General features: G+C 65.9%; 15 protein-coding genes and 2 pseudogenes. 7 read left to right on the forward strand and 10 right to left on the reverse strand.

Annotated elements, in window-relative coordinates; genetic code table 11:
* Together Y706_RS25090 and Y706_RS0111740 are read right to left on the reverse strand one after the other, a co-directional pair.
* Positions 1–554 (reverse strand): annotated as a pseudogene (locus tag Y706_RS25090) (LD-carboxypeptidase); the annotation flags it as partial.
* Positions 555–1,615: 1,061 nt separating this feature from the next.
* On the reverse strand, positions 1,616–2,290 hold the full coding sequence (locus Y706_RS0111740; RefSeq protein ID WP_028276740.1) for a ScbR family autoregulator-binding transcription factor: 675 nt from the start codon (positions 2,288–2,290) through the stop codon (positions 1,616–1,618).
* A gap of 405 nt (positions 2,291–2,695) precedes the next feature.
* Between Y706_RS0111740 and Y706_RS0111750 the strand changes: the two genes are divergently transcribed.
* Positions 2,696–3,496 carry an MBL fold metallo-hydrolase gene (locus tag Y706_RS0111750; RefSeq protein ID WP_028276741.1) on the forward strand — a complete coding sequence of 267 codons (801 nt, stop codon included), beginning with the start codon at positions 2,696–2,698 and terminating at the stop codon, positions 3,494–3,496.
* A 114-nt stretch (positions 3,497–3,610) separates the two neighbouring features.
* Here Y706_RS0111750 and Y706_RS29625 read toward each other — a convergent pair.
* Both Y706_RS29625 and Y706_RS0111760 read right to left on the reverse strand, forming a co-directional pair.
* Positions 3,611–3,748 (reverse strand): annotated as a pseudogene (locus Y706_RS29625) (AAA family ATPase); the annotation flags it as partial.
* A 353-nt stretch (positions 3,749–4,101) separates the two neighbouring features.
* On the reverse strand, positions 4,102–4,440 hold the full coding sequence (locus Y706_RS0111760) for a YnfA family protein (RefSeq protein WP_028276742.1): 339 nt from the start codon (positions 4,438–4,440) through the stop codon (positions 4,102–4,104).
* A 225-nt stretch (positions 4,441–4,665) separates the two neighbouring features.
* Between Y706_RS0111760 and ribA the strand changes: the two genes are divergently transcribed.
* The 5 genes from ribA to Y706_RS25100 all read left to right on the forward strand — a co-directional run bounded on the left by ribA (position 4,666) and on the right by Y706_RS25100 (position 10,420).
* Positions 4,666–6,594 (forward strand): GTP cyclohydrolase II RibA, encoded by a 1,929-nt coding sequence (gene ribA, locus Y706_RS30580; protein WP_028276743.1) that lies wholly within the window; start codon positions 4,666–4,668, stop codon positions 6,592–6,594.
* A gap of 43 nt (positions 6,595–6,637) precedes the next feature.
* On the forward strand, positions 6,638–7,435 hold the full coding sequence (locus Y706_RS0111770) for a dioxygenase family protein (protein ID WP_028276744.1): 798 nt from the start codon (positions 6,638–6,640) through the stop codon (positions 7,433–7,435).
* A 117-nt stretch (positions 7,436–7,552) separates the two neighbouring features.
* Entirely contained in the window at positions 7,553–8,410 is an 858-nt protein-coding gene (locus Y706_RS0111775) for an SDR family oxidoreductase (protein ID WP_028276745.1), read from the forward strand.
* A gap of 124 nt (positions 8,411–8,534) precedes the next feature.
* On the forward strand, positions 8,535–9,041 hold the full coding sequence (locus tag Y706_RS0111780) for a universal stress protein (protein WP_028276746.1): 507 nt from the start codon (positions 8,535–8,537) through the stop codon (positions 9,039–9,041).
* A gap of 245 nt (positions 9,042–9,286) precedes the next feature.
* The gene (locus Y706_RS25100; protein ID WP_156945123.1) at positions 9,287–10,420 is read left to right on the forward strand and encodes a hypothetical protein; all 1,134 of its coding nucleotides are present in this window, start codon (positions 9,287–9,289) and stop codon (positions 10,418–10,420) included.
* 73 nt (positions 10,421–10,493) lie between these two features.
* Here Y706_RS25100 and trxB read toward each other — a convergent pair whose 3' ends face one another.
* Positions 10,494–11,486 (reverse strand): thioredoxin-disulfide reductase, encoded by a 993-nt coding sequence (gene trxB / locus Y706_RS0111790; protein WP_028276747.1) that lies wholly within the window; start codon positions 11,484–11,486, stop codon positions 10,494–10,496.
* Positions 11,487–11,617: 131 nt separating this feature from the next.
* Positions 11,618–12,259 (reverse strand): LysE family translocator, encoded by a 642-nt coding sequence (locus tag Y706_RS25105; protein WP_043436044.1) that lies wholly within the window; start codon positions 12,257–12,259, stop codon positions 11,618–11,620.
* A 342-nt stretch (positions 12,260–12,601) separates the two neighbouring features.
* Here Y706_RS25105 and Y706_RS0111800 point away from each other — a divergent pair, with 342 nt between their 5' ends.
* Complete coding sequence (locus tag Y706_RS0111800) at positions 12,602–14,197, forward strand: MFS transporter (RefSeq protein ID WP_028276748.1); 1,596 nt, start codon at positions 12,602–12,604, stop codon at positions 14,195–14,197.
* An 84-nt stretch (positions 14,198–14,281) separates the two neighbouring features.
* Here Y706_RS0111800 and Y706_RS0111805 read toward each other — a convergent pair whose 3' ends face one another.
* The 4 genes from Y706_RS0111805 to Y706_RS0111820 form a co-directional block, all read right to left on the reverse strand.
* A complete protein-coding gene (locus tag Y706_RS0111805; protein WP_028276749.1) occupies positions 14,282–14,950 on the reverse strand; it encodes a GAP family protein in 669 nt (222 codons plus the stop codon).
* Positions 14,951–14,989: 39 nt separating this feature from the next.
* On the reverse strand, positions 14,990–16,144 hold the full coding sequence (locus tag Y706_RS0111810) for an AI-2E family transporter (RefSeq protein ID WP_028276750.1): 1,155 nt from the start codon (positions 16,142–16,144) through the stop codon (positions 14,990–14,992).
* A gap of 96 nt (positions 16,145–16,240) precedes the next feature.
* Positions 16,241–16,627: an SHOCT domain-containing protein gene (locus Y706_RS0111815; protein ID WP_028276751.1), complete on the reverse strand. Its 387-nt coding sequence runs from the start codon at positions 16,625–16,627 to the stop codon at positions 16,241–16,243.
* Between the two features lie 94 nt (positions 16,628–16,721).
* The gene (locus tag Y706_RS0111820; RefSeq protein ID WP_253906773.1) at positions 16,722–17,165 is read right to left on the reverse strand and encodes a hypothetical protein; all 444 of its coding nucleotides are present in this window, start codon (positions 17,163–17,165) and stop codon (positions 16,722–16,724) included.
* Between the last annotated feature and the right edge of the window lie 276 nt (positions 17,166–17,441).

Below are 17,441 nucleotides of genomic sequence, written 5' to 3' on the forward strand. Positions count from 1 at the left end.
TGCCCGCGGCTCGAGCCAATCGGCCCGAAGTCCTCCGACTCCCCGGGATCGGTGATCTCAAGCTCGCCTCCAGTGAGCAGCGCGGCCCGCAGGGAAGCGAGGTGGACGTCGTCAGCACCCGGCCCGGCGCCGAGGTGGACCTGGGTCGACCCTCCGTAATATCCGCGTATCCCGAGTGACCACAGCCAGTTCAGCAGGTTGGTGTTGTCGCTGTATCCGACGAAGATCTTTGGATTCGCCCGCACGGCCGCCTCGTCGATATGAGGTACGACCGTGATCTGGTCGTCGCCGCCGATGGTGGCGAGAATCGCGCGGATGCTGGGATCGGCGAACGCCGCATTGATGTCCGCCGCCCGTTCCCCGCGACTGGAACCGAGCTTGCGCGTCGTCGGGAATTCCACAGGGATCAAACCCGTAGCCGATGTCAGCCGCCGCATCGCCTGTTCATGCACGGCCGGGGCGAATCCGGGGGCAGCGAACGACGGGGAGAGAACCGCGACCCGGTCGCCCGCATTGAGTTTCGGGGCGGACAGCTTCAGCTGCGAATGATCAATGCACTCATCGAACCAGACGGAACGTGGTTCGAGGCAACCCGACGACCCGACGTGCCGGTGCAGGATCCTCTAACGTGCTGCGGAGAGGAGCAGACCAAATAGCGGTGCTGATGACACGCCCGACAACTCCGTGATTCAGAAATAGTTTGGGTCAAAGCCACAGCTGACGCGAACCCATTTTCGGTATTTGGTGCGACCAGTGCTGTAGGCTCCGATTCGAACCTTGGGGGACTGATGCTGAACTACTTTCGCGAAACGCAAGAGGCACGATTTGCAACGCGCACACGCCGGATCTATGGCTGCGTCTCCGTCGGCTTCGTTGTTGCTGTCGGGGTCTTGGTGATTGCCGGCCTTGCGCCAGTTTGGACTTCCTGGACGATCCTCGGCGTTTCTTGCGTTCTGGACGCTTTCCTGACCCGAAAGTGGTTCAGAGAAGACGCACTCAGGGCTTATCGAAGCGACCGGGCCGGCTGACGCCGCCCCCGGCGGTGGGCAACGGGCAATGCATTAACGGCGGCTGCAACGGCCACGGCCGAGACTAAACGGGGGGAAGCTATGGACAAACGTCCGTCAAGCCACAAGGGAAAGCCGTCAGTATGGTCCGTCGTGCAGCTGGTCCTCAGTCTCTGCGCGTTGGTGGCAACCAGTGTCGCGGCCATCCTGTGGAATCCGATCGACGCAGACTTCATCAATCGCGCCGACAATGCAGGGTGGGACGAATCTGTGCTTCTCCCGCACCAAATGGAACTCTCGCTCGTCCTCAACGCGTCGGTTCTGGCAACCTTTGCCGTCGTCGTGACCGCGATCATTGGCGTGCTTGGATCGCCATCGCGGACAGTCCAGGCCGGGGGTCTGTGCCGGCGCCCCCCAAAAAATGCGCGCCGACACAGCCGCTCTTCGAGCGGAGTCCCCAATGGATCCCATACAAGAATAAATGACCACCCGGCCTAAAACAAGGCGGTCATCCGGTTTATGTGACTGGACTCGCTGAAAGTCTCGACGATGGCAAGCAAGGCACTACCCGCCTAGGGGCCGCAGCCCTCGCTGGCCGTGCGCGGCTGTCACGGTGCTGGCGGGGTAGGAGTCCGCGGGGGGATGGAGCTTCCAGCGGAAACCAGTCCGGAGAGAGCGTGGGGGTCACCGTTGAAATCGTCATGCATGATCCCCGGCAGCACGATCTCCCACATCTCTTCGATCCGTTGCATGACGTCCGCGCGGTCGGTGAGTACTCCGGAGACCATCTGAACCCCGGTGAACGAAGCAACAAGGTATCGGGCAAATGTCCCGGCGTCGACGGAGGGCCGGACTTGCAATTCTGCCTTGGCCCGATCGGTAAGCTGCTCCATTACGGCGATCCAGTCCTCGTAAGGGCCGCGCACGGGCGGACCAAAAGCCGTCGCTTCAAACGTCAATCGGATGCCGGCCCTGACAACTGGCTCGTGCACCAGTTGAAGACCGAAAGCGCGGCACAGCAGGATCATTGCCGTCAGGCCTGGCCAGTCCCCGGCAAGGATGCTCTCGTTTTCGGCCACGACGATCCGATGCTGCTCCTCGATGACCGCCCTGGCGAGATCTTCCTTGGACTGAAAGTGGAAATAGAGGGCGCCCTTGGTCACCCTGGCCGCCTCAGAGACCTGGGTCAGGCTGGCACTGCCGTAGCCGTGCTCCTCAAAGACCGCAGCGGCGCCGACGACAATGGCACCGCGGGTGGCCTTCGCGCGATCCTGAATGACCATCTGTGAACCTCAACTTCAACTCTGGGACGTGGAAGCAGGATCGTCACCCACTCGCTGCGCGAGTTGATCGGGAGTTCCGCTGGCCTTCTCTGAAGCACCCTGTCGCGTCGCAATTCCGGGATCCAGTAGTCGCCCACTGAAAGGTAGGAGACGAAAGACTGGTCCGATCCTAGCAAAACGGTCAACCGTCTTGTATCGGGATCAGTGCGTCTCCTGGAACCGTGATCCCACGAGTCATCCTTGACAGGTATTTGGTCCTCGCTATAGGAGTTGCAGAACGCAACACTGTTAGGAAGAGGAGATGATGGGCCGCATCGACCATTGGATGAATGTCTCCACCGACCCGCGGGTCGAGCAAGTTCCGGGGGACAACTACGCCACCCGCGATGTAAAAGAGGCCAGCCCGTGTTGAGGCAGGTCGCGGAGGGTGTGCTGATCCACGAGAGCGAGTTCTGCCAGAGCAACGCCGTTGTTGTAAGGGGCCGGGCTGGTGTGTTGCTCATCGACCCCGGGGTGCACGGCTACGAAATGGACTGCCTCGCGAAGGATTTGTCTGATTCGGGCCAGACGGTTGTGGGAGGCTTCTCGACGCATCCTCATTGGGACCACCTGCTTTGGCCCGCCGGGCTCCGCGCAGTTCCCCGTTACGGCACCGCGCGCTGCGCGGCTACCGCCCGGGATCGGCTGTCGGGCGGAGTGGAGGCTGTCGCAAAGGCGGCCGGCATCCCCGAACAGGTACCGCTGGATCTCCTCGGCCTTATTACCGGCCTGCCCGTCGGGACGGCGCAGATTCCTTGGGATGGGCCCCAAGTCCGCATCCTCGAGCATCGAGCACATGCCCCGGGCCACGCGGCGCTGTTGATTGAGGAACGTGGGGTTCTCGTCGCCGGCGACATGCTTTCTGATGTCTTGATCCCGATGCTCGACTTGAACGACACCGCTGACCCGATCGAGGACTACCTCGCCGCGCTGCGGCTGCTCGAGGGCGTGGCGGGCGACGTCGATGTCCTCGTCCCCGGCCACGGGTCCGTCGGCGGAGCTGATCAGGTACACGCACGGATCGACCAGGATCGGGCGTACGTGCACGCCTTGCGTGACGCCCATGATCCCAGCGACCCGCGGGTTGGCCCATCGGCCGCTCCAGGGTGGGACTGGGTGAGCGGCGTGCACGCACGGCAACTCCAGCGCCTCGCCCAAAAGCAGTAGGGAAAACTCGACGCATTAGCGTTGACCGAGATCGGCGGTTCGTTGTTCCCCTTTGGCCTTGTCAGGCATTGTCCGTTCGGGGACGCCGTTAGTTCAACCTCGACCAGGCCGGGCTTATAGGTGTCGCAGGTATCTTTCGGGGGAGTCCAGGAATGATCGCCAGTTGGAAACCAGGTCGAGGTCCGACCATTCCTGCTGACGAAGTCCCCACGGGCCGACTTCGAGAATCTGCGCGCCTGGAAGCGCTGCAAGAAAGGCGTCTGCCTGAAGCCGGGCCAGGGCCACGTATTCGGCGTCGAGGGTGTCATCCCAGCCAAGTTCCTCGGCGAGGCTCCACGCGGTGCGTTGCAGGACGCGGTCGCCGAGGAGCCGGATGCGAAGGCCCCGGATGTAGTCGAGCTGACGATTGGCATCGGCCCGCGTCACGTCGCCGCGCCGGACTGACTGGTACAGGAGCGAGAGCACCTGCGAGCGGAGAAGCGTCGGCGCCACCAGCTGGTGATCGTCTGAAACCGCCGGCCTTTCGAGGGCAAGATGAAGGGCAACGTCCGGGCCAATCACGAATCGGGTCATGGTTACTGGATCCTTCCTGGGTACGGCGGCGGTCATCCGGCCTCGCGGGGCGCGAACATGATGACGGCGACCCCGAACAGGCAGATCACCGAACCCAGGACGTCCCACCGGTCGGGCCGGAAGCCGTCGAAGATCATGCCCCAGGCCAGTGAACCGGCCACGAACACGCCGCCGTACGCGGCGAGGATACGCCCGAAGTGTGCGTCCGGCTGCAATGTCGCGGCAAAGCCGTAGATGCCCAGCGCCACGACACCCAGCCCGGCCCACCACCAGGCCCGGCCCTCGCGGACGGACTGCCAGACGAGCCAGGCCCCACCTATTTCGGCAACGGCGGCGAGGACGAACAACAGGATGGTTTTCGGGATAGTCACGCCCTCATGATGGCACCGGCTGGTTGCCTATCCGGGCCGGTGCGCGCCGACGCGCCCGCCCGGCCGTCACGCGGGGTCATCGCTTGCATCACCGGCCACCCGGGCCTATAACTTTAAGGTTCAAGTAAACTTGGCCGGAAAGGCTGTGCCGCTCGAAGCCGACTGGCTTGACGGCTGCGCCCCTGCCAACGTCAGCACCTGTTGCCCCATACCTGAGGACCCGAGATGACCCTTGCGCCAGAAACCACTGCAACGCCGAAGGCCGCAGCACCTTCGGCCGCCGTGCGCAGCCGGGTCGTCGTGCCGCTGCGCTTCCCGGACGGGTTCGAAGCCGTTGCCGAAGTGCTGAGCTTCAGCGGGCTCACCGACGGCAAGGAGCACCTGCTGCTGGCCCTCGGCGACTGGGAGGCTGCACTGCAGGGCGCGGCGCAAGGCGGTGCCGGACCGCTGGTGCGGCTGCACAGCGAGTGCCTCACCGGCGACGTGTTCGGGAGCCAGAGGTGCGATTGTGGCCCGCAGCTGCGGGAGGCCGTGGAGCGGATTGCCGCCGAGGGAGGCTTCCTGGTCTACCTCCGCCAGGAAGGCCGCGGCATCGGCCTGTATCCGAAGCTTGACGCCTACGCATTGCAGGATGGCGGCCTGGACACCTACGCCGCGAATCTGGCCCTGGGCCACGGCGAAGACGAGCGGGATTACACGGCGGCGGCCCAGATGCTGGAGGCAATGGGTGCCGGCACGCTGCGGCTGCTCAGCAACAACCCGGACAAGGCAGCCCAGCTGACCGGCCTCGGCCTCGAAGTGTCCGGGCAGGTCGCCACCGGCGTCCATGCCTCGGCGGCCAATCTTCGGTACCTGGCCGCAAAACGCGACCATACCGGCCACACGCTCGTGCTCCCGTCCGACGCCGGACCCGTCGCCGGTGCGCCCGGCGCGCCCGGCGCTGCCCCTGGCGACGTCGGGGCTGCGCCCCAGGCCGTGGCCGGGGCGGCGGCGGCCGTCCCGACCCATGACGACATGCTCGCCCGGGTCCAGGGGCTCGTGCCCGGCCTGCGCGAGCGGGCTGCGGAAACCGAGGAGCTCCGGCGCATTCCGGACGCCACGATGGAGGAGCTGCACGCGGCCGAAGTCTTCCACATGCTCTCCCCGAAGGGGGTGGGCGGATTGGGCATGGGGCTGGAAACCTATGTGGAGGTGGTGCGCCGGCTTGCCCGGGGGTGCGCCTCCACGGCGTGGAGCGCCGGCCATCTGATCGAACATGTCTGGATGCTCGCGCGGTGGCCGCGGGAGGCGCAGGACGAGGTCTTCGCGAACGGGCCGGCTCCCTTGGCGGCCGCTACCGGGGCGCCGGCAGGAGTGGCCAGGAAAGTGCCCGGAGGCTACTCCATCTCGGGCCGGTGGACCTTTGCCTCCGGGGTCATGCATGCCCGGTGGGCGCTGCTCGCCGCGCAGCACGGCGACGTGCGCCTGCAGTGCCTGGTGCCGCTGGCCGACGTCGAGCTCCTCGACGTGTGGCAGACGGCCGGCCTGCGGGGTACCGGGAGCAACGACATTCGGGCAGGGGACCTGTTTGTCCCGGAGCATCGGACTCTGGACTGGGAACTCCTGGGCGCGGAAACCAATCCGGGGAGCCTGCTCCACGCGGATCCGCTGATCCACACCCCCATGGGCGCGCTGCTGAACATGGTGGCCCCGGCCGCTGCCCTGGGGTCTGCCGAATACGCGCTCGACCTGTTCCGCGAGCTGATCATGGTCCGGAAGGTCAAGCACACCGTGGAGAACCGCCAGGCGGACTCGCCGCTCGCGCAAGTCCGGTATGCGCACGCCTTCGGGCTGGTGGCCACCGCGCGGCTGCACTGGCAGGAGGCGGTCCGGGTGGTCTCTGCCGCCCATGCGCGCGGGCCTTCGACCATGACGGAGCCGGACCGCGGGCAGTACCGGCTGTCCCTCGCCCTGAGCGGCGAGGCGTCGGCCGAGGCTGTTCGGGTGATCATGCTGGGATCCGGCGGGAGTGTGCACCGGCTGTCGCATCCGCTCCAGCGGATCCAGCGCGACGTCAATGTCCTGATGAACCATGCGGCGCTGACGAGGGATCCGGTTCTCGAGCAGGCGGGCCGGGGCCTGCTGGGTCTTGGGTTCAGTGTGCCTTCGTTCTAACTGGAAGCTTGAAGCTTCAATCAAAATGGATTAGGATGATCCCATGACTCAGACCACTGACCGCCCCCCGGTTCTCTTCCTCAGCCATGGCGCACCGCCCCTGGCCGACGACTCCACGTGGACCCGCGAACTCCACGACTGGTCCGGCACCTTCGGCAAGCCCAGGGACATCCTCATGGTCTCCGCCCACTGGGAAAACGCCCCCGTGACGCTCAGTGCAACCGGGCGGGATCCGGGCCTGGTCTACGACTTCGGCGGCTTCCCGCAGAAGTACTACGAGGTGGCCTACGACGCCCCGCAGGCACCCGAGCTGGCTGCCGAAGTCGAGAAGCTCGTCGCCGGCCACGGCCACCACGTGGAGCGCGATGAAAGCCGCGGGCTGGACCATGGCGCCTACGTTCCGCTGAAGGAGATGTACCCCGACGCCGACGTGCCGGTCGTGCAGATGTCCATGCCGACGCTTGATCCGCAGGGGTTGTTCGACCTCGGCATGTCGCTGGGGCCCTTGCGGGAGCGGGGCACGCTGATTGTCGGATCGGGATTCACGACGCACAACCTGCGCTGGTTCAATCCCGCCGGGGGGCCGGACTCCGCCCCTCCCGCGGCCTCCAGCGAATTCGACCACTGGGCCGAGGAGGCCATGGCCCGCGGCGATGTCGACTCCATCCTCGACTTCCTGAACAAGGCGCCCGCCGCCCGGGAAGCGCACCCCCGCAGCGAGCACTGGGCTCCGCTCTATGTTGCCCTCGGGGCTGCGTACGGCTCGGGAGACATCCAGGCCAGGACAGCAATCGACGGGTTCTGGTTCGGGTTGTCCAAGCGGTCGTGGACCCTGACGTAGCAGTCGCACACCGTAACACGGGGAATGAACCGGACCAGGGTCCGGTTATGCCCGCCAGCGCCGGATCGCCGGCGAACCAGAACGTGACGTGGCTTGACCACTGATGAGGAGCGCAACATGACGATTGCAGTAACGGGTGCGACAGGACAGCTGGGCAGGCTCGTCCTCGATGAACTGCTCACCAGCCAGGAACCGGATTCGCTGGTGGCCATCGTGCGCGACGCCGCGAAAGCCGCGGAGCTGGTTGCACGTGGCGTCCAGGTGCGCGTCGCTGACTACTCCGATCCCGCGGCTCTCGAGGCCGCGCTCACGGGCGTTGACAGGCTCCTGCTGGTCTCCGGAAGCGAGGTGGGTTCCCGGGTGGCGCAGCACGGCAACGTCATCGACGCGGCCAGGGCCGCCGGCGTCGGGTTCATCGCCTACACATCCGTCCTGGCCGCGGACACCACCGAACTGATCCTGGCGCCCGAGCACAAGGCAACAGAGGAGCTCATCCGCGCGTCGGGACTCGACAACACCATCCTGCGCAACGGCTGGTACACCGAAAACTACGCCCCGACCGTGGCAACGGCCAAGCAGACGGGCGCCGTCGTAGCCGCTGCCGGTGACGGCCGGGTGGCCAGCGCGACGCGGGCTGACTACGCCGCGGCGGCCGCGGCGGTGCTCAGCTCCGCCGGGCACGAGGGCCGCACGTACGAACTCTCCGGCGACTACGCCTGGGACTTCAAGGAACTGGCGACGGCGATCACCCGGATCACGGGCCGGGAAGTTGTCTACCAGCCCGTCTCCGCCCCGGAACTGGTTGAGGTCCTGACCGCGGCCGGCCTCGACGCGGGCACCGCGGGATTCCTCGCCGCCCTGGACGCGGACACCGAGGCGGGCCTGCTGGCCACCGTCACGGGCGAGCTGTCCCGGCTGATCGGGCGGCCGACGACGCCGCTGTTGCAGGCTCTGACGTCGGCGGCCGCGAGCTAATCCGCACTGCCCAAGGAGGCAGCGAGACCGGGAGGCCGGGAGTGGGCATAATGAAGGCGTGGATTCCCGCTGCACCCGCCGGGCATAGACACCCTGCGGGTGCGCGCCTCGACTGACAGGACCCATGGAAACTCCCGGTGATTTTCAGCAGGCCGGGGCCGGTGAATGGTCGGACGGCCCGCTGGTTCTCGGTGTGCCGTGGGAATTCGACGAGCGCCTGGTACGGGCCGCCGCCGGGCTCGCCGCAATCATGGGAGTGCACCTGATTTGCGCGTTCGTGGACCCGGCGAGCTACCTCACCGAGTGGGAGCCCGCCGGAGTCCTGGATGGCACCTCACTTGATCCTGCCCCGAATGTCGAAGCCGAATACCCGGCCTCACAGCTGCTCAGCTGCCTTGAGGGCATTCTCGGTCCTCCCGGCGGGGCATGGTCCTTCCGGGTGCTGAACGGCGAAGTTGCCCACGCCCTGGACCGGCTGGCGCAGAGCGCGGACGCGGCTGCGCTGATTGTCGGCGGGCAGCGGCCTGGGCGGATTGCCCAGATGGGCCGGCTCCTGGAGGGCTCGGTCAGCGTTTCCCTGACCCGTCTGCAGGGCCGGCCCGTACTGGTCGTTCCGCACGCGGGTCAGTGACGCACGCGCCGGCCGTGCGTTTGTCCACCGACGGCGGGCCAACAGCGGGCCGGCAGCGCCCCAACAAACCTGAGGCCGGCGGGGCGGGTTCATCCGTTCCGGGTGACGGCCCCGGGGCGCCGCGGCCATAGCGTTGGAGTACCGCCGGTGTGCGAGCGCCCGGGATGCGAAAGATTGCTGGAGCACAAGGGGCTGACGCTGACGGCGGAACTGCACGAGCCGTCAACGCCAGCGAATCGAAGTGAGTGATGGTAGACCCGAACAAGCCAGCAGCCGTCACGTCAGAGGCCCGGGCGCTCTTCGTCGGCAGCGCCGCCTTCCTCGTCCTGGGCGGCATCGCTTTTCTGCTGATCGGGCGGGAACCGGTCCCGTTGTCCGGACGGGGTTCAGTCGGTGACATTGCCTCGATCGGCACGGCAGTGCTGGGCGCCGGGGCGGTGGTGGCCGGTTGCCTGCAACGTCGTCCGGCTGTGGCACCGGAGGCCCGCGGGGGAGGCCGGATCCGCACGTCCATCGATATCGCCGCACTCGCGCTGGCGCACGCCTGCATCTTCCTGCTCGGCTGGCTGGCGCTCTTTTCGCTGTTCCAGCAGGCGTTCATCGGTGCGGTCGTCTACCCGTTCGCGGCCGCTGTCCTGGTCGGGACCACGGGAGCCATCAGCGCCTATATCGCCTACCTGTCCGCGCTCAGCATGACCGCCTACCGGCTCGCCGCCCTCCTCGCCGGCTTCCTGGTCACCGGCCTGCTCACGAGCATGCTCACCGCACAGGATCCACTGTGGTGGCAGGAGAACCTCAGTGCCCTCGGCATGAGCTCCGACGTCTCCGGAGTGGCGTTCAACTTCACCCTGATCGTCGCCGGCGTCGTCATCTCCACGCTGGCGGGATATGCGACGGCGACCCTCGCGGCGACCGCGAAGTCCCCGTCCGCGCTGCATCGGGTGAGGCTGCTCGAAGGCGGGATCGCCCTGATCGGCGTCTTCCTCGCCTGCGTGGGATTGTTCCCCGTCGATGAGCGCTTCGGGCTCCACACCCTGGTCGCGTCCGGCATGGTGGTGGTCTTCGCGTCCCTTATTGTCCGCATCCGCACGCTGGTTCCGTCCGTCTCGGCCACCTTCGCTGCGCTCGGGTGGCTCTTCCTGGCGGTCATCGTCGTCGCCGCGGTGCTGTGGTTCCCTGTCGGCTACTACAACCTGACCGCGGTGGAGCTGATCGCCGCGTCGCTGATCTTCGCCTGGCTCATCATCCTGATCCGTAACCTCGCAGCCGTCGATGCCGACCAGCTTGAGGCAAACCTGCCTGCCCGGCCGCCGCCATCGCCGGCTGAGCCTGCGAACCGGCCAGTTTCCGCAACAGACAGCGCAGTGCCCGACCCGTAAGTGCCGCGGGACTGCCGACGACGGAAGTGCCGACGCCGGGAGTGCCGTCGGGAAGGGCCGCTTCAAGGCTCGCCTAGGAGTGCGTCGGTTCTTCGACCAGCGCGGTGGCGATGCTGTCGGCGTCCTCGAGCGCGGACAGGAAGCGTTCGGCGTCCAGGGCCGCGGCGCAGCCGGTGCCGGCGGCGGTGATGGCCTGGCGGTAGCGGTGGTCCACGGCGTCGCCGCAGGCGAAGACGCCAGTCAGGTTGGTGACCGTCGTAGGGGAGTCGACCTGGATGTAGCCGTCGGCATCGAGGTCTATCTGGCCGGCCAAAAGCTCGGTCCGGGGCACGTGCCCGATCGCGACGAAGATGCCCGTGGCGGCCTGCTGCCGGGTGTCGCCGGTGCGGGTGTCGGTCAGGGTCACTCCGGTGACCTTGCCGTTGCCGTGGATCGCGGTGATGGCGGAGTTCCAGGCGAACCTGATCTTGGGGTTGTCCTTGGCCCGCTGGGCCATGATCCGGGAGGCGCGCAGTTCGCCCTTGCGGACCACCACGGTCACCGATTTGCCGAAGCGGGTCAGGAACGTGGCCTCCTCCATCGCCGAGTCGCCGCCGCCGACCACGATGATGTCCTGGTCGCGGAAGAAGAAGCCGTCGCAAGTGGCGCACCAGGACAGTCCGTGGCCGCTGAACTTCTTCTCCTCCGGCAGGCCCAGTTCCTTATACGCCGAGCCCGTGGCGAGGATGACGGCGGGCGCTTCATGTCTCGCCCCGGCGCCGGTGACCACACGCTTCAGGTGCCCGGCGAGCCGCACCTCGGTGACGTCGTCGAACACCACCTGCGCGCCAAACTTTTCTGCCTGCTGCTGCAGGCCGTCCATCAGTTCGGGGCCCTGGATGCCGCCCGGGAAACCGGGGAAGTTTTCCACCTCGGTGGTGTTCATCAGAGCGCCCCCGGCAGTGACCGCACCGGCGATGACGAGCGGCTTGAGCCCGGCCCGGGCGGCGTAGATCGCCGCGGTGTACCCCGCGGGACCGGACCCGATGATGATCAGCTTCTCGGTTGTCTTGATTGCGGCGCTCACGGTCGGGCTCCTTCGGTGACGGTTGCCGGGCATGTGCTGATCATCCCGCCCGGTGGGGCGCTTATCAACGCCCCCGGGGTTGATCCGGAGTTTAGACACCCGGGAAGGCTGCGCGGGAGCTGCCCGGGCGGCTAGGCGGAGGCCAGCGTCTGAGTCAGGATGGTGCCGCCAACCCCGACCAGGACCGCGCCTGAACCCCCGACGACGATCCGGCCGGTCCGGGGCCGGGCGAGGACTCCGGTCACCTTCTTGAGCGCGCTGAGCAGCAGCACGTACCAGGCCAACGCGATCAGCAGGAAGATGCCCGCCATCAATGCGTGCTGGGCGAGGGGCGGCAACGGGGCGACAGTGAACTGCGGGAACAGCGACAAGTAGAAGACGGCGACTTTCGGGTTGAGCAAGTTGCTCACCATTCCTTGCACGAAAGGCGAGCTCCCGCCGCGTTGGCGTTCCGCTGCCGGTGCCGGGGGTTGGCTGGGTTTGGGTGTTCTGGCGAACGCCTCAGCGAAGGCGCGCAGGCCCAGGTAGAGCAGGTAGGCGGCCCCGGCAATTCTGATCCCGGTCCCGACGACTTCCGAGGCCCCCAGCAGCGCCGTGACACCGAGCACCGCCAGCACGGCAAGGATCGTGTTGCCAACCATGATGCCGGCGGCGGCTGTGGTTGCCGCCCGTGTGCCGCGGGGCGCATTCCTGAGGACGAGTGCAAAGTCGGGTCCGGGCACCACCACTACGACCAGGCAGGTCAACACGAAGGCTGCCAGTTGTTCCAGCATCGGGGATTTCCTCCGGGCGTCAGTCTGTGGCGGTGGGTGGTGAATTTTTGTCCGGGAACGAAACCCGGGCAGCCTTCTACGTTAGGCCATCATGGGCACCACTGGAGCGCAGCCCCGCTTCGTCGCCGGCGGAAGGGGGCAGCAACCTCACCCGCTGGGCATGATTCGGTCTCGAGGCCGGACAGCTAGCTTTGCATCAGCATCGCATTGCGGTGGGCGCTGATGGGATGTGCCTGCAGGACCATGCTCATGCGTGAACTGCCCGGTCTGCTCCAGAGGAGGCAACATGTCCGGTTGTGTGGTGGACCCGAGCGAGCCAACGAGTGTGGGAGGCGGACCGCGATGAACTCTCCGAAGGACGCCGGGACCCCGCCGGTGCAGTTCAACCAAAGGCTGGCGCTGCTGCTGGCCATGGCGATGTTCGTGCTGGTTGTCGACACGTCGATCATGAACGTCTCGATCTCCGCCGTGGTGGACGACATAGGCGCGACCGTCAGCGGACTCCAGTCGACAATCGCCCTCGAGGCGCTGGTATCAGCGGCCTTTATCCTGATCGGCGGCAAGATCGGCGACCTGATCGGGCGCAAGCGCGCCTACGTCATTGGGCTTTCCTGCTACGCCGTCGGCGCCGTGGCGATGACGCTCGCCCAGACTCTCCTCCCGGTGATCATCTGCTGGGCCCTGATCGGCGGCCTTGGCGCCTCGCTGCTCCTTCCCGCCATGCAGTCGCTCATCCACGGAAATTTCGAGGGAGATGCCCAGCACCGGGTCTACGCCCTGGTCGGCGCGTCGGCCGCGATCGCCGCCGCCGTCGGGCCTCTGCTCGGGGGCTTCCTCACCACGTTCCTGTCCTGGCGCGTCGCCTTCCTGCTCGAGGCCCTCATCATCGCGGTCGTCCTGTCCGGAATCAAGCTCGTCAAAGACGTGCCGTACACCGGGCCCCGGGAACTGGATATCTTCGGATCACTTCTGTCCATCGTCGGCATGGGCGGCGTCGTGCTCGGAATCCTGGTCTGGCAGGAAGGCGGCGAGGCAGTGGGCGCACTCCTGGCCGTGGGTGCCGTCGGACTGGGCGGCCTGGTCTACTGGCTCCTACAGCGCAAACGCCGCAACAAGCCGACGCTGCTGGATCCGGACCTGTTCCAAGCAAAAGCCTTCCGCTTTGGTGCCACGGGACAAATGCTCCAGCAGATCGCTCTGGGTGGCACCATGATCGTGCTGCCCATCTACCTTCAGATGGTGCTCGGATACAACGCGATGCAGTCAGGCCTGTCCATCGCCCCGCTCTCGCTGACCATGTTCGCTGTCGCCATGATCGTCGGGAAGAGGTCCGGGAGGCGGCGCCCGGCCAGCCTCATACGTTGGGGCTTTCTGTTTCTGATCGCGGGTTTGCTGGTGCTGGTCCCAATCGTGCCGCGAGCTGACTCCGGCTGGTGGCTGCTGATCCCGCTGATCATTTCAGGCTTTGGCCTGGGGCTGCTGGTATCCCAGCTCAACAACTACACCTTGTCCCCGATTTCGGACGAGCGGGTCAGCGAGGCCGCCAGCGTGAACTCGGCCGCGGGATCGTTCGGCTTGTCCTTCGGACTCGCGTTCGCCGGCGGCATCATGCTGGCATCGCTCTCGACCATCTTCATCGGCTTGTCCGATGCCAGCACGGTCCTCCCGCCCGACGACAAGCAGCAGGTCGCAACGGTACTGGAAGACGACGCCCAGGTGATGAGCGACGCGCAACTCCAGGAACAGATCGCCGGCCAGCCGGAGGACATCCAGAACGAAATCATCCGCATCAACACGGAGGCACGGCCCCTGGCCCTCCAGATTGCACTGTTCGTCCCGATCCTTGCCGGCCTCGCCGGGCTCGGCACCTCGTTCCGCATGATTCGGATCCCTGACCCCAAGCCCGCCGGCACCGGCGAGGGGAGCGTCCTGGGCTGAAGTTCACAGCGGCGAGCGTCCAGGTGCACCCCTGACAGCGGGGTTCCCGGATCCGTCGAGGCGCGTGGTTTCGGGGGAGTCCGATCAGAGCTGGAGAAGGCTGTAGCCCACGAGGAAGATCCCAATCGTCAGCGTCGCGATCGCCGCGATCCTGCGGCCATTGCGCTGCAGCCAGTTGAACAAGGCGGTCAAAGGCACTTGGGCCCGTTCGGGGGAGCGCAGCCACACAGCGACCGGAATGATGACGGCTGACTGGACCACGGCGGCGTAGGCGAGGACAAGCAGGCTGCTTGGCAGCGGCGGCAGTTCCTGGACACCGATCACGGCACCGGCGGTGACGGCCAGCAGGAGTGCCTTCGGGCGAAGGTTAAAGCCCAGGCCCAGGACGACGAATTCCCAGGGCCGGGCCGAGCGGAACCGCGACTTCATCTTGCCAAGCATGGCGTTGTCCCGGCCGCCCTTGCTCACGAGGAGGTATACGGCGTACGCAACCAGAAGCGCGCCGATCACAATGGCAAACTGTGCCACCCATTCGTCCTTACGCAGGCGCGGCGGTTTGACGGGCAGGAATTGCAGCCCGACCGCCGCCAGGCCCACGACCACGATCGAACCCGCGAGGCTGCCGATCAGGAAGGGAAGGGCGCCGCGGCGCGGACTTGGCGAGAGCAGAATCATGATCGTCACGCTGATAGGCACTGTGCTGAGAGCCCCGGCCAGGGCGAAGAGAGCCAGGCTGCTGAGAGTGCTCAGCATGCTCCCCTCACCTTCCCCCGGTAGCACCCCGACGGCATGTCATGCCTTCGGCCCGCTTCCGGTGTCCGGGCGGCCCGTCTTCAGTCGTCCGCGGCGTGCCCGGATCGCCTTGTCTTCTTCCTTGATGAGCAGCTCGAGGTCCTTATTGTCGCCCGTCAACGGCCGCCACCATGAAAGTGTCGGGTCGGAATCGAGCAGGATGGTTCGGAACAAGAGCGTCAGGGGAACGGCGAGGACGGCGCCGACAGGACCCAGGACCACTGCCCAGAAGAGGACGGAGAAGAAGGTCAACGTCTCACTCAGCGACACCGCGTTGCCCACGTATTTCGGCTGGATGATCGACTGGATGATGCTGTTGATTCCGCCATAGATGATGATGACTGCCACGAAGGTCGGCCAGCCCCCGGTGAGATAGCCGAAGAACAACGGTGGGATGATGGCGATGAAATACCCGATGTTGGGGATGAAGCTGCAGATGAAAGACAGCAGCCCCCAGAGCAGGGCGCCGGGGATCTGCAGGATGACCAGAACCAGCCAGTTGAACAACCCCTGCGCGATTCCGAGGACCGTGGTGGCGACCATGTAGCGGCGTACACCGGTTCCGAAGCCGTTGAGCGCTGAAACCAGTGCCGGCCGGTGATAGTTCAGGTGAATCAAGAGCGCCGGCACGCGCGAGCCGTCAATCGCCATAAGAATGAGCATCGTCAGGATGATCACGAGGCTGGTCACCAGGCTTGCGACGTTTCCCAGGAGGCCGCCGAGGAACCCGACGATGCGGCCCGGCGTAAACCCGTTCAGGACTGCCTGGGTTTGCTCCGGGCCAAATCCTACAGATTCCAGCATCGCGGAGATCCTTGCGCCGAACTCGGCCATTTGGGGGGCGTATTGCGGCAGCAACGCGGAGAACTGGGCGAGTGAGGCAATCAGGACTGCGGCGAAGGCGGTCAGCAATCCGAAGACAGCCGCGATTGTGGTTCCGGTGGCGATGCCCCGGGAAATTCCCCGTGCCTGCATCCAGCGGCGCAGCGGATGGACACAAAGCGTCAGCACGAAGGCAAAAAAGACGGGGGTGACTATTCCCTGGATCGCGCCGAGGCCGAACGCTGCAATCGTCGCGCTGGCCAGGGCGAGCAGGATTATTACGGTACGGGGGAGGGCCGAACGTGGATTGGATTCCGATGGTTCCGGCTCCATGAGCCCTCCTTGGTTCAGCCTAGCCATATCTTAGAAGCCTCATGGCCTCATGAATAGCGAGTTGGCCAGGCCTGCTCCTCGCGCCTCAACCCGGAGTCAGACGACGATCTTGCTCTTGATCTGGGCAAACTCCTCTGCACTGATGGTTCCCGCGTCCATGAGTGCTTTGGCTTTGGCGATCTCCTCGGTGGGGCTGGCCGTGGCGACACTGCGGATGTAGGCATCGGTTTCCTGCTGGGATTTGCGGGCCCGCGCCATTGACCGCTCCGCCATGCCCTTGCCCCGGGCAATCATGTATGCCAGCACGGTCAGGAACGGTATGAAGACCAGAAGGACGATCCAGACGGCTTTCCACCAGCCGCTGAGTTCGTTGTCGCGGAAGAGGTCGCCGATCACCATGAACACTGCATACAGGAAGGCGATAATCGCATAGAAGATGAACAACCACCAGAGAATATCCCAAAAGTTCTCGAAGAAATTCATTTTGGCTTCCCTACTTTCGCTTGGTGCGGCGTCGCCTACGAACGCAGCCTTGGATGGGAATGGGTTTCACCGCGGATATCCCGGAGGACCCGGGCTAGCACTTGGCGTCATTCGAGAGATCGCTGATGGCGGCCTGCACGTTCGCGGCTTCGTCCTTGAGCGAGTTGGCCGCCTGCGTCAGGGTGGCGTCGTCGGGAACGGAGTTCACAGCAGAGGTGAACTTCTGTTGGGCAGCTTTAACGGCATCCACCCGATCTTTGGCCGCGTCGCTGGCCGCGTTGACCAGATCGTCGTAGCTCTTCCGCACCTGATCACGGGCCGCCTGGATCTGGCCGATCGTGGCGCCTGGCTTGAGGGAGTCCTTGAAATTCGTCAGGGCTGTTGAAAAGCCAGTGGCCGCAGCGCAAACCGGTGAAACGCTCGCCGTCGGGCTCGCGCTGGGGCTGCTGCTGGGTCCCGAGGTGGCGCAGCCGGCGAGCAGCGCAACCGCCGCCCCGAGCGCAGACATTCGCGCGAGGACTGGTTTTGGTGTCGACATTGGACTCACCTCTCCATGGGCTTTCGCCTGGCAGCCCAATCACTGGCAGGTACCACCAGTGTTGGGTGAGGGGCCCGCTTGCGCGTCACCCGCCGCGGGTGATCCTTTCACGCCGCTCCCCATGCCAGGCACGCCGCTGACCAGCGGGGACGCGACGCCGGAACTATCGAACACGGGTGGGACCCCATTACCTCCCACCCCGCGGCCCGAATCACCCCGGGGTGATGATGTGCCCGCTCCGTCGCCGTGATGGACTGCAGTCCACAACTGAGGGAG

This window comes from Arthrobacter sp. I3, from assembly GCF_000520575.1.
In the GTDB taxonomy this organism is placed as follows: Bacteria; Actinomycetota; Actinomycetes; order Actinomycetales; family Micrococcaceae; genus Arthrobacter; species Arthrobacter humicola_A.

What these genes read in the sequence shown, in the direction of transcription:
- Y706_RS0111740 (WP_028276740.1), bottom strand. Translation starts at nt 2,290, where the DNA reads ATGGTCATTCAGGATCGCGCGAAGGCCACCCGCGGTGCCATTGTCGTC.
- ribA (WP_028276743.1), top strand. Translation starts at nt 4,666, where the DNA reads ATGACCCTTGCGCCAGAAACCACTGCAACGCCGAAGGCCGCAGCACCT.
- Y706_RS0111770 (WP_028276744.1), top strand. Translation starts at nt 6,638, where the DNA reads ATGACTCAGACCACTGACCGCCCCCCGGTTCTCTTCCTCAGCCATGGC.
- Y706_RS0111775 (WP_028276745.1), top strand. Translation starts at nt 7,553, where the DNA reads ATGACGATTGCAGTAACGGGTGCGACAGGACAGCTGGGCAGGCTCGTC.
- Y706_RS0111780 (WP_028276746.1), top strand. Translation starts at nt 8,535, where the DNA reads ATGGAAACTCCCGGTGATTTTCAGCAGGCCGGGGCCGGTGAATGGTCG.
- Y706_RS25105 (WP_043436044.1), bottom strand. Translation starts at nt 12,259, where the DNA reads ATGCTGGAACAACTGGCAGCCTTCGTGTTGACCTGCCTGGTCGTAGTG.
- Y706_RS0111800 (WP_028276748.1), top strand. Translation starts at nt 12,602, where the DNA reads ATGAACTCTCCGAAGGACGCCGGGACCCCGCCGGTGCAGTTCAACCAA.
- Y706_RS0111805 (WP_028276749.1), bottom strand. Translation starts at nt 14,950, where the DNA reads ATGCTGAGCACTCTCAGCAGCCTGGCTCTCTTCGCCCTGGCCGGGGCT.
- Y706_RS0111810 (WP_028276750.1), bottom strand. Translation starts at nt 16,144, where the DNA reads ATGGAGCCGGAACCATCGGAATCCAATCCACGTTCGGCCCTCCCCCGT.
- Y706_RS0111815 (WP_028276751.1), bottom strand. Translation starts at nt 16,627, where the DNA reads ATGAATTTCTTCGAGAACTTTTGGGATATTCTCTGGTGGTTGTTCATC.
- Y706_RS0111820 (WP_253906773.1), bottom strand. Translation starts at nt 17,165, where the DNA reads ATGTCGACACCAAAACCAGTCCTCGCGCGAATGTCTGCGCTCGGGGCG.